Annotated in this window: 10 protein-coding genes; 7 read left to right on the forward strand and 3 right to left on the reverse strand. The window is 61.5% G+C overall.

Translation table 11 applies throughout. The features are described from left to right. Position 1: 1 nt before the first annotated feature. Genes Q1A34_RS13465 through Q1A34_RS13495 form a run of 7 tightly spaced genes read left to right on the forward strand, consistent with a single transcriptional unit; the run spans position 2 to position 8,029 of the window. Complete coding sequence (locus Q1A34_RS13465) at positions 2-850, forward strand: carbohydrate ABC transporter permease (RefSeq protein WP_300034910.1); 849 nt, start codon at positions 2-4, stop codon at positions 848-850. After that, positions 847-2,931: an alpha-galactosidase gene (locus Q1A34_RS13470; RefSeq protein WP_300034912.1), complete on the forward strand. Its 2,085-nt coding sequence runs from the start codon at positions 847-849 to the stop codon at positions 2,929-2,931. Before Q1A34_RS13465 ends, Q1A34_RS13470 begins: the two co-directional genes overlap by 4 nt. Before the next feature lie 42 nt (positions 2,932-2,973). Continuing rightward, entirely contained in the window at positions 2,974-3,744 is a 771-nt protein-coding gene (locus tag Q1A34_RS13475) for an SDR family oxidoreductase (protein WP_300034915.1), read from the forward strand. 7 nt (positions 3,745-3,751) lie between these two features. Continuing rightward, positions 3,752-4,657, forward strand: a complete 906-nt coding sequence (locus tag Q1A34_RS13480) for a 2-dehydro-3-deoxygalactonokinase (RefSeq protein ID WP_300034918.1) — start codon at positions 3,752-3,754, stop codon at positions 4,655-4,657. Next, positions 4,654-5,259 carry a 2-dehydro-3-deoxy-6-phosphogalactonate aldolase gene (locus Q1A34_RS13485; protein WP_300034921.1) on the forward strand — a complete coding sequence of 202 codons (606 nt, stop codon included), beginning with the start codon at positions 4,654-4,656 and terminating at the stop codon, positions 5,257-5,259. Before Q1A34_RS13480 ends, Q1A34_RS13485 begins: the two co-directional genes overlap by 4 nt. Beyond that, a complete protein-coding gene (locus Q1A34_RS13490; protein WP_300034925.1) occupies positions 5,256-6,116 on the forward strand; it encodes an SMP-30/gluconolactonase/LRE family protein in 861 nt (286 codons plus the stop codon). Before Q1A34_RS13485 ends, Q1A34_RS13490 begins: the two co-directional genes overlap by 4 nt. Beyond that, positions 6,113-8,029, forward strand: a complete 1,917-nt coding sequence (locus tag Q1A34_RS13495) for a beta-galactosidase (RefSeq protein WP_300034928.1) — start codon at positions 6,113-6,115, stop codon at positions 8,027-8,029. The genes Q1A34_RS13490 and Q1A34_RS13495 overlap by 4 nt, the downstream gene beginning before the upstream one ends. Here the strand turns inward: Q1A34_RS13495 and Q1A34_RS13500 are convergent. Genes Q1A34_RS13500 through xylB form a run of 3 tightly spaced genes read right to left on the reverse strand, consistent with a single transcriptional unit; the run spans position 8,008 to position 11,690 of the window. Further along, positions 8,008-8,937, reverse strand: a complete 930-nt coding sequence (locus tag Q1A34_RS13500) for a glucokinase (protein WP_300034931.1) — start codon at positions 8,935-8,937, stop codon at positions 8,008-8,010. The two genes, Q1A34_RS13495 and Q1A34_RS13500, sit on opposite strands and share 22 nt — an antisense overlap. 12 nt (positions 8,938-8,949) lie before the next feature. Further along, the gene (xylA, locus tag Q1A34_RS13505; protein WP_300034934.1) at positions 8,950-10,254 is read right to left on the reverse strand and encodes a xylose isomerase; all 1,305 of its coding nucleotides are present in this window, start codon (positions 10,252-10,254) and stop codon (positions 8,950-8,952) included. After that, positions 10,251-11,690, reverse strand: a complete 1,440-nt coding sequence (gene xylB, locus Q1A34_RS13510) for a xylulokinase (protein WP_300034937.1) — start codon at positions 11,688-11,690, stop codon at positions 10,251-10,253. Before xylB ends, xylA begins: the two co-directional genes overlap by 4 nt. Positions 11,691-11,692 lie beyond the last annotated feature (2 nt).

Raw genomic sequence — 11,692 nt, forward strand, 5'->3', positions numbered from 1 at the left:
TATGTTTCCGACACCGATTGAAAAAACCCCGCGTTCATGGCAGCTGACCTATCAGTCGCTGTTGCCCATTGCCCTGATCATGTGGCTGCTGCCGCTGATTGCGGTGGCTGTCTTCTCGATCAAACCGGCCGTGGACTTTACGCAGGGCAACTACTGGGGGATGCCGTCCTCTTTTGAGCTTTTCAACAACTACGGGCAGGTGTTTTTCAACTCCGATATGCCGCGATACATGCTGAACTCTGTCTTTATCACGGTGCCCACAGTGATTGGTGCGGTGGGTCTGTCCTGCCTTGCCGGATTTGCTCTGGGTATTTACAGGTTCAAGGCCAACATCTGGATTTTCTTTATGTTTGTCGCGGGCAATTTTGTCCCGTTCCAGATTCTGATGGTGCCGGTGCGGGACCTGACGCTCGATATGGGTCTTTACAACACCAAAACCGGTCTCGTGCTCTTTCACGTGGCCTTTCAGACCGGGTTTTGTACGCTCTTTATGCGCAACTTTATCCGTGCCCTGCCCATCGAACTTGTTGAGGCTGCACGTGTCGAGGGCATCGCGGAATGGAAGATTTTCTGGTATGTGGTGATCCCACTGATGAAGCCTGCAATTGCAGCTCTCAGCGTGCTGATCTTTACCTTTATCTGGAATGACTATTTCTGGGCTGTGGTTCTGACGCAGGGCCCGGAAAGCCAGCCTGTGACCGCCGGTATCACGTCATTCAACGCCCAGTTCCGCGCCGCCTATCATCTGATGAGTGCGGGCTCGATCGTGGCGGCTCTGCCGCCTGTGCTGATGTTCTTTCTCATGCAGAAGCACTTTATCGCGGGTCTGACCCTGGGGGCCGTAAAGTGACACAATGCTGGCGGCTGGATGACGAGCGTCAGACCCTGGCGCTCGCCTCCTCTGGTGGCCTGTGCCCGCAGGTCATCTATTGGGGTGCCCCCCTTCCCGCGTCTGAGGATCTGACGCAGCTGGTGCAGACAGCCACGCTGGATGTGACCGGCGGCATGCTGGATGAAAACCCGGAACTGTCGATCTGCCCTGAGGCCTCGCGGAGCTTTCCGGGCCAGCCCGGGCTGGTGGTGCGGGATCAGGACGGCACGCCGCTCCTGCCGAAATTCCGTCTGAAAGAGGTGGTAGAGGCCGACCAGAGGCTGACAGTGATCTGCGAGGATGCCGCTAACCGGCTGACCTATGAGGCAGGCTTTGCGCTGGATCCGGAAACCCATGTGATCGAGATGGACGCGCGGCTTGCAGCGGACCGCCCGCTGCATCTGCACTGGCTGGCCGCGCCCGTTTTGCCGGCACCGCAGCATTCCGATGAGATGATTGACTTCGCCGGACGCTGGTGTGGTGAATTTCAGATGAACCGCACCGCCTGGTCGCCCGGTATCCGCTACCGGGAAAACCGCACCGGACGAACGGGGCATGAGCATTTCCCGGGCCTGATGGTGCCTGCACGGGGTGCCACCAATGCCACCGGCGAAACCTTTGCCTTTCATTACGGATGGTCCGGCGGGCACCGGATGATCGCCGAAGAGCTGCCCGATGGCCGCCGCCAGATTCAGTTTGGCCACGCTGCGCGCATGGAAACGGCACCGGCGACCGAATTCCGCACAGCGCCACTTTATGCGGTTTACTCCTCGGACGGGCTGAACGGTTGCGCCGTTTCGTTCCAGCGCCACCTGCGTGACCGGATCGTGACCTGGACGGATACGGGCCGCCCCCGTCCGGTGCATTACAACTGCTGGGAAGCGGTTTATTTTGATCACGATCTGCCAAAGCTCAAAGATATTGCGACGCGCGCGGCCAGCCTTGGGGCGGAGCGGTTTGTGCTGGATGACGGATGGTTCGGGCAGCGCGACGATGACACCTCGAGCCTGTCGGACTGGGAAGTTGATCCGCGCAAATATCCCGATGGCCTGGGGCCCCTGATTGATCATGTGCACGCCGAGGGTATGAGTTTTGGCATCTGGTTTGAGCCGGAGATGATCAACCCCAACAGCAATATTCACCGTGCTCACCCGGACTGGGCGCTGGGGTCCGAGGATCAGATCCTGGGCCGGCAGCAAAAGGCGCTGAACATGGCGCTGCCAGAGGTACGCGATTTTCTCTATGACCGGATCGGCGCGCTGCTGGCCGCCCATCCGATCGACTATATCAAATGGGACCACAACCGTGTTCTGCCGATGCCCGATGCCGCGCAGACACGCGGGTCTTATGCGCTGATTGACCGGCTGCGGGCTGATTTTCCCCATGTGGAGATCGAAAGCTGCGCGTCCGGCGGGGGTCGGATTGATTTCGGTATTCTGAGCAGGACCCAGCGGGTCTGGTTGTCTGACAGCAATGATGCGCTGGAGCGGCTGATCATGCAGCACAACGCGGCACTTTACCTGCCCTCTGTCGTCACCGGCAGCCATGTGGGCCCGCGTCACTGTCACACCTCCGGGCGCACGCTCGATATTGAGTTCCGCGCCTGGGTCGCTGCCCAGCGTCATATGGGGTTCGAGATGGACCCGCGCGAGCTGACCGACCACGAGGCAAAAGTGCTGCGCAACGTCACCGGTTGGTGGAAAGACAACCGCGACTGGATGTATGACGCGGACATCCTGCGGCTTGACGCCTCTGACGCCTCGGTGATTGCGGAACAGCAACAGGCGCGCGATGGCGGCCGCTTTGTGGTTTTTGCCGGTAAGTCCGGCACCTCGCCGCAAATTGCCCCGCGTCCGCTGCGGATGACGCGGCTGGACCCGCAGGCCCACTACGAGGTCAGCCTTGTGAACCGGGCCTCTGCCCCTGCCCTGTCCCGCGGCAAGCTCAAACTGAAAGACGGCGCTGTGACCCTGACCGGCACCGCCCTGATGCACAACGGGCTTACCCTGCCCTGGCATTTTCCCGAAACCATGTGGGTGCTCGAAGGCCGTCGGCTGTAACGGATACAGCCCGCCCGGGACCCCTGAAATCAAGGCATACCCATGACACAGACTGCAACATTTCACGACCTGAAGGGCGCATCGGTTTACATCACCGGTGGTGGCTCTGGCATTGGCGCTGATCTGACAGACGGATTTCTGGCACAGGGCGCGCAGGTGGCCTTTATCGGCCGCTCGGACGCCAGTGCCTTTGTCGATGAGATGGCGGAAAAGCACGGCCGCGCACCACTGTTTTTCCAGGGTGACATCACCGACACCGAAGGGCTGCGCGGCACCATCGCCGCAGCGGCAGAGGCGCATGGACCTGTACAGGTGCTTGTCTCCAACGCCGCCAACGACAAACGGCACAACTGGCTGGAGCTGACGCCCGGGGAGTGGGACAGCCTGCTGGCCGTAAACCTCAAGGCGTACCTTTTTGCAGCCCAGGCTGTGGCGCCGGGCATGATCGCCAAAGGCGCGGGGTCAATCATCAATTTCAGCTCGATCAGCTACATGATGGGCAACGCGGGCTACCCGGCCTACACGACAGCAAATGGCGGGATCACCGCAATGACCCGCAGCCTCGCGCGTGAACTGGGGCCCAACGGCATCCGGGTGAATGCACTGGCCCCGGGCTGGGTTCTGACCGAAAAGCAGCTGGACAAATGGGCCACGCCCGAAGGGCTCGCCGCGCATCTGGAGCGACAGTGTCTGAAAACGCACCTGGAACCCCGCGACATCGTCGATGCGGTTCTGTTTCTGGCCTCAGAAACCAGCCGAATGATGACCGGGCAATGCATGGTTGTTGACGGCGGCGTGGTAACCACCGGATAAGCAGCCCATGACAGACTTCCTGACACCAGATTGGATCGCCGTTGACTGGGGCACGACAAACCTGCGGGCCTGGGCCATGCAGGGGGCAACCGTGCTGGACCGTGCGTCTTCTGATCAGGGTATGGGCGGGTTGTCACGGGACGGGTTTGAGCCTGCGCTGGCATCGCTGATTTCTAAGTGGACCGCGGCGGGCCCGGTACCTGTTGTCGCCTGCGGCATGGTCGGCTCCCGCCAGGGATGGGTCGAGGCGCCGTATCGTTCGGTGCCCTGCACGCCGATGGACAGCAACCTGACCCCTGCGCCGGTGTCCTGCGGTCTGGACGTGCGGATCATCAGCGGCCTGTCACAGCAGGCCCCCGCGGATGTCATGCGGGGCGAGGAAACCCAGATTGCAGGGTTCCTGCAGCTGAACCCCGGCTGGGACGGCGTATTGTGCATGCCAGGGACCCATACCAAATGGGTCCACCTGAGCGCGGGTGAAGTCGTCAGTTTTCAGACCTTTATGACGGGTGAGCTTTTTGCCCTGCTGAGCAACGCCTCTGTGCTGCGTCATACGGTGTCTGGCGAAGGCTGGGATAATCAGGCCTTTGAGAAGGCCGTCAGCGACACGCTGGCGCGGCCGGAAAAACTGGCGGGCATGCTCTTCGGGCTGCGGGCCGGACAACTGCTGGCGGACACGGCGCCCGAACAGTCACGCGCGGCGCTTTCGGGGCTGCTGGTTGGTGCCGAACTGGCCGCATCACGCCCCTACTGGCTGGGCCAGAACCTGGCCATCCTGGGCACCGGCACACAGGCCAATGCTTACCGGAACGCGCTCACCCCCCAGGGGGTCAGCTGCCTGATGGTCGATACCGAACGTGCAACCCTGGCCGGTCTGACGGCTGCATACAGATTGCTGAGAGAGGCGCCATGACCCTTCCCATTATCGCCATCCTGCGCGGTGTCACGCCCGCAGAGGCCCCCGCCATCTGTGCCGCCCTGATCGGCGCCGGTATCACCAAAATCGAAGTGCCGCTGAACTCGCCCGATCCACTGGACAGCATTGCCGCACTGGCGCGCGAATTCGGTCATGATGCTCTGATCGGCGCGGGCACTGTCCTCAGCGTGGCGGATGTTGACGCCGTAGCCGGTGCCGGTGGCCGCCTGATCGTATCGCCCGACTGCAAACCCGAGGTGATCCGCGCTGCCAAAGCGCGCGGCATGGAAAGCTGGCCGGGGGTTTTCACCCCCACCGAGGCCTTCGCCGCTCTGGATGCCGGGGCCGACGGGCTGAAGCTTTTCCCGGGGTCGATGGCGGGGCCGTCCGGTCTGCAGGCCATGCGGGCCATACTGCCACCCGGCACGCAGGTCTATGCAGTGGGCGGCGCAGGGCCTGACAATTTTGCCGAATGGATCGCTGCGAGTGCTGACGGATTTGGCATGGGGTCCGCGATTTACAAACCCGGGCTGAGTGCCGGGGATGTTGCCGGACGCGCGGAAACCATCGTCAATGCCTGGCGCGCAGCAACGTCATGACCCCGGCGGCTTTTGACGACCGCTCCTGTCGTCTGGGCGAAGGGCCGCTCTGGCACCCCCGGCGTCAGCAGCTCTTCTGGTTTGATATATCGGGGAAAAAGCTGCTCAGCAGGAACAGCTCCGGCGCAATGGAATGGACATTCGACGAAGAGGTTTCCGCCGCAGGCTGGATCAGTGAAACCATGCTTCTGATCGCGTCGGCCTCTGCGCTGTGGTCCTTTGATCTGTCGGGCGGGAGCCGCAACCGCCTCTGCCCGCTTGAGGCGGACAACGCTGTCACACGCTCAAATGATGGCCGCGCCGATCCCTGGGGCGGGTTCTGGATCGGCACCATGGGGCGCAATGCCGAAACGGGTGCCGGTGCGATTTACCGCTTCCACCAGGGCGTCCTGCGCCGATTGTTCAGCGGTATCACAATTTCCAACGCGATCTGTTTCGCGCCGGACAGGAGTTGTGCCTATTTCACAGACACGACGACATCGCAGGTCATGCAGGTGGCACTGGACCGCAATGGCTGGCCGTCCGGCGCGCCGGTGGTGCATCTTGATCTGTCCGCCGAAGGCCTCGCGCCGGATGGCGCGGTCACAGATGCCTCCGGCACGCTCTGGATTGCGCAATGGGGCGCCTCGCGCGTCGCGGCCTATCAGGGCGGCGCACTTGTGCGGACAGTGGATCTGCCGGCAGCCCATATCACTTGTCCTGCTTTTGGCGGTTCTGACCTGACGACACTCTTTGCCACTTCCGCCACCCAGGGTATTTCACAGGCGGATCTGACCGGGGCGCATGCGCATGGTCAGACATTCGAAATCCCCGGCGTGGCACAGGGCCAGGCCGAACCACAGGTTCTGTTGCTATGAAACGCAGCCTCGGCGTCTGCTATTATCCTGAACACTGGCCCCGCGACATGTGGGAGAAAGACGCCACACGCATGGTGGCCAGCGGTATCACATGGGTACGGATCGGCGAATTTGCCTGGAGCCGGATAGAGCCCGCGCCCGGCACGTTCGACTTTGACTGGCTGGATGACGCCATTGACGTTCTCAGCGCTGCCGGTCTGCAGATAATCCTCGGAACACCGACCTGCACCCCGCCTGTCTGGATGACGGAGCGCTTCCCCGACATATTCGCCCGCGATGCCCAGGGACATGTGCGCGGTTTCGGCTCGCGCCGGCACTATTGTTTCAGTCATGCGGGCTACCGCGAGGCCGCCGCAGAGATCTGCACGGTGCTGGGCGCGCGGTACGGCCGGGACCCGCGCATTCATGCCTGGCAGATCGACAATGAATACGGGTGCCACGACACGGTCCTGTCCTGGTCAGAAGCCGCGCGCGATGCGTTTCAGACCTGGCTGGCCACACGCTACGAGACGATTGACGCGCTCAACACGGCCTGGGGCAATGTGTTCTGGTCGATGGAATACAGCCGCTTTGATCAGATCGGCCTGCCCAGTCTTATGGTGACCGAGGCCAACCCAAGCCATGAAATGGCGTTCAGACGCTTCAGTTCCGACCAGGTCGTGCGCTGGCACGAAGCGCAGGTCAGTGCGCTGCGCGCACAGACCGAGGCACCGCTGGTGCACAATTACATGGGCCGCGTGCTGGATTTCGACCATTTCCAGGTTGGTGCCTCCATCGATATCGCCAGCTGGGACAGCTATCCCATCGGGTTCCTGTCTGACCGGCTCGAAGGGCCCCCGGAACACAAAGCCCGTTATCTGCAACAGGGTGATCCCGATATGCAGGCCTTTCACCACGATCTGTACCGCGCTGTCGGGCGGAACGGCCGGTGGTGGGTCATGGAACAGCAGCCTGGTCCGGTGAACTGGGCGCCCTACAACCCCGCGCCGCTGCCCGGCATGGTGCGGCTGTGGACCTGGGAGGCCTTTGCGCATGGGGCCGAAATGGTGAGCTATTTCCGCTGGCGCCAGGCGCCCTTTGCTCAGGAACAGATGCACGCGGGGCTGCTGCGCCCGGATGATGCACCCGCTCCGGGTCTCGGAGAGGCAGAGGTGGTCGCACGCGAACTGGCAGATATGCCCGACGTCAGTGTGGTCCGCGCAGATGTTGCGCTGATTTTTGACTATCCGTCCGAATGGGCGTGGAACACCCTGCCGCAAGGGGCTGATTTCAATTACTTTCGTCTCGCGCTTGATACCTATCGCGCGTTGCGGCGCCAGGGGGTGTCGGTTGATATCCTGCCCTCTACTGTCAGCGATCTGGAGGGCTACAGCCTGGTGCTGGCGCCTGGCATGGCCAGCCTGCCCGAAGCACTACGGGAGGCATTCAGGGGCCGGACGGTGCTTGCCGGTCCGCGCACCAATTGCATAACGCCCGAGTTTTCGATCCCGGACCCGATGGGGCCCGCGCTGCCGGGCCTCGACGCAACTGTCAGCCGGGTCGAAAGCCTGCCACCGGGCATCGTGCGGAGCGTTCCCGATGGCGGCGCAGTGCTGCGCTGGATCGAAACACTGGAAACGGAAGCCACGGTAGATTTTGAAGATGAGACAGGCGCGCCGGTTCTCGTGTCCTCCGGAAACGTGCATTACCTGGGCGCCTGGCCGGACGAAATGCTCTGGGCCCGCATCATTCCGATGCTGGCAGAAAAAGCGGGTGTCGCGCTGACGCCGGTCCCGGAAGACCTGCGCATCAGGGACACACAGACGCACAGATTTGCGTTCAACTACGGGCCTGATACTGTTGAATTCAATGGAGAAGTTATCGCAGCCGCCGGTGTCGCATGGTGGCCGCTTCAGCCCATCGAGCGCGCATAGGCGAGGCATCCGAGCAGGGCTGCTTCGTCCTGGGTGATGACAGAAACACGCAGGGGCTGCATGTTCTGTTTCACCGTGGGCTGACCTTTCAGGGTTTCGACAAAAGTCTCCCGCGCGGGGCTGGACAACAGACCGCGCACAACGGACCCGGCCAGATAAATACCCCCCGACGGCATATAAAGCAGCCTCAGGTCCTGAATAAATGCGCCCAGCATGCGTGCGTAGACCAGGGTAGAGGCCAGCGCATCCGCATCCCCCGCACCGGCAGCGGCCATCACATCACTGGCATCTATCAACGGTGTGCCTGTCGCAGCAGAATGAAGTTCCGCAAGGCCAGGGCCCCGAACCGCATCCTCGGCACATCGGACCCAGCTTGCCGGGCCGCCAATATATTCTTCCAAGATCTGCTGTACCCGGGACGGCAGGCTGGTCAGGCCGGCCTCGGCCCTCAGACATACCGTCTGAGCACCGGAGCCAAGCACCGGGCTGACGTTGAACCCAGTGCCCGCACCAACCACCAGGCGCTGATCATCGCTGTGTATGTCTGCAGGTAGGACAACCTGCGCGCCCTCTTCATCCAGACTATCAAGAGCGTATCCCAGAGCACTGAGATCATTCAACAAATGCGCTGGAGCATTTCCGTATTTTTCGGACAATTCCGCGGTGTCAAAATCCCAGCCACGGTTGGTCAGGCGGGCACGGGTGCCATTCACCGGGCCGGCAACAGCCACGGTCAGTCCGGCCACCTGCCCGACACCCGCCGTCTTCAGATACGCATCCAGAGCGGCATCAAAGCTGGCATAGTTGTCGTTGCGATACCTGCGGATAGCAGGGGCATCGATCACCCCCCCGCGCGCTGTTGCGAAGCGTACGTTCGTACCACCCACATCCGCCAGTATCAGAGCCATTTCGTCCCGCCTTCAGACAAATCTGTTTACATAGTTCTCAAGTATTTCCTGCCGGCCAGACCGTGGTTCCGGGTTGATACCATTCTGCTCAACCGCAGCCGAGATACTCTCAAGGCTTTCGGACGTCAGCCAGGATTGGGCCTGATCACTCTGCCAACCGGCATATCGTGCTGCCCGTGCGTCTTCAAGGCCACCGTCTTCCAACATGGCCGCTGCAGCTTTCAACCCGCGGGCACAGACGTCCATCGCACCGGCATGCGACGCAATCAGATCAACAGGATCCAGGCTCTGGCGGCGCAGTTTTGCGTCAAAATTAGTGCCGCCTGTCGTGAAACCGCCCGCCTTGAGAACCTCGTAATATGCCAGCGCCACCTCGGGCACGGAATTCGGGAACTGATCGGTGTCCCAGCCAGACTGATAGTCGTTCCGGTTCATGTCGATGGATCCGAAAATTCCGAGCGAGGCTGCCATTGCCAGCTCATGCTCAAAACTGTGACCGGCCAGGATGGCGTGGCCCTGCTCCAGGTTCATCCGAACCTCATTTTCCAGGCCAAAGTCTTTGAGGAACCCGTAAACGGTTGCAACATCATAGTCATACTGATGCTTGGTCGGCTCCTGAGGTTTTGGTTCGATCAGGATTTCGCCTTTGAAACCGATCTTGTGTTTGTAGTCGACAACCATCTGCAGCATGCGTCCCGCCTGGGCACGTTCCTGGGTCAGATCGGTGTTGAGCAGTGTCTCATACCCCTCGCGCCCCCCCCAGAGGACATAGTTTTCCCCACCCAGACGGTGGGTGACATCCATGCAGGTTTTGATCGTCGCCGCGGACCAGGCGAAAACTTCAGGATCCGGGTTTGTCGCCGCACCCGACATAAAGCGACGATGTGAGAACAGGTTTGCCGTCCCCCAAAGAAGCCGTGGGCCACCGGCAGCCATTTTCGCTTCAAGATAGTCGGCTATCTCATTCAGGTTTTGTGTATTTTCGGCAAAGCTGCTTCCTTCGGGGCGGATGTCCGCATCGTGAAAACAGTAAAATGGCTGGCCAAGCAGGGCAAACATTTCGAAAGCCACATCAGCTTTGAGCCGGGCCAGATCCATCGTGTCGCCAAACCATGGGCGTTCAAAAGTCTGACCACCAAAAGGATCGCCACCGGGCCAGGCAAAGCTGTGCCACCAGGCAATGGCAAACCGCAGGTGTTCGGCCATTGTTTTGCCAGCCACCACTTCATCCGGGTTATAGTGCCGGAAAACCAGCTGATCGGCCGGGGCATCCGGTGCATAGCGGAGCGGTTCGATACCGGCGAAAAAGTCTGTCATAGTGCCTCCCTGAGTGCGTGGTATGCGGCGCGGTAACGGGTCAGTCCCGCCTCAAACGCGTCGCTGAGTTCGGTGTCCGGCGCGATCGTCCGCGCGGTAGACGGCGGCTGTGCCAGTTCCGCACCACCGCCCGTCGCGGCCATTTGCCCAAGCCGGGCGGCGCCGAAAGCACCGCCAAAATCGCCCGCCTCGGGCACGTCGATGGGCATATCCAGCACGGTCGCCAGCAGTTTCAGCCAGTATTCAGACCGGCTGCCACCTCCGACGGCAACCAGACTGTCGATGATTGTTCCTGTAGATTTCAACGCTGTGGCGCAATCCGCAAAGGCATAGGCAACGCCCTCCAGAACAGCGCGCGCACCAGCTGTCCTGTCCGTGGCATGGCCCAGTCCCAGGAATGCGCCTCTTGCGGCGGCATCATTGTGCGGTGTGCGCTCCCCGCCCAGATAGGGCAGAAACAACGTCTGAGACGGTTTTTCAAGAGAACCGAGCTCTCCTGTCAGTGTTTGCGCATCTGACCCGACCAGTGATGCGTACCAGTTCAGCGCATCCGTACAGGCCAGAATGACACCCATCTGGTGCCAGGTGTCCGGCAGTGCATGGCAGAACGTGTGGACCGCACTGGGTGCATCGGGCTGATAGGCACTGCTGGAGGCGAACAGAACTCCGGAGGTTCCCAGGGAAATGAACGCCTGCCCCGTCTGTACTACACCCATGCCTACCGCAGAGGCCGCGTTGTCTCCCGCACCCCCTGCAAAAACCACATCCCGGCGCAGCCCCCAGCGGTGCGCAAGCTCACTGCGCAGATGTCCCGACACTGCGGACCCTTCGACGAGGCGCGGCATGTGATCACGGGTCAGTCCCGAGGCGGACAAAAGCCTGTCCGACCAGTCGCGTGCCCCGGTGTCCAGCCAGCTCGTCCCTGCGGCATCTGACATTTCTGATACAAACTCACCGGTCAGCCAGTACCGCAGATAATCCTTGGGCAACAGTACCCTGGCGCAGTTTGCAAATACCTCAGGCTCGTTTGCAAAGACCCAGGCGACCTTTGGCGCGGTAAAGCCGGGAAATACGATGTTCCCTGAGATATCGCGCCAGAGAGGGTCTGCATCCATCGCCGCCGCTTCACGGTGGCTGCGCGTGTCGTTCCAGAGCATACAGGGGCGCAGAACCTCACCGGCGGCATCTAGCAGGGTCGCTCCATGCATATGTCCGCTGAGCCCGATCCCCTGAACCGCCGTCAGGTCATGGGCACGGCCCAGGTCTGTCATAACGGCCTCTGTCGCACCCAGCCAGTCTGCAGGGTTCTGCTCCGACCAGCCATCATGCGGCCGCTGCACTGTCAGCGCAGCGGATGCCTCGCCGAGCAGCGTCTGATCTTCGCCGATCAGCACGCCTTTCAGCCCCGAAGTTCCCAGATCCAGTCCCAGATACATGG

Origin of the sequence: uncultured Roseobacter sp., assembly GCF_947491795.1 — a bacterium.
Taxonomy (GTDB): Bacteria; Pseudomonadota; Alphaproteobacteria; order Rhodobacterales; family Rhodobacteraceae; genus Roseobacter.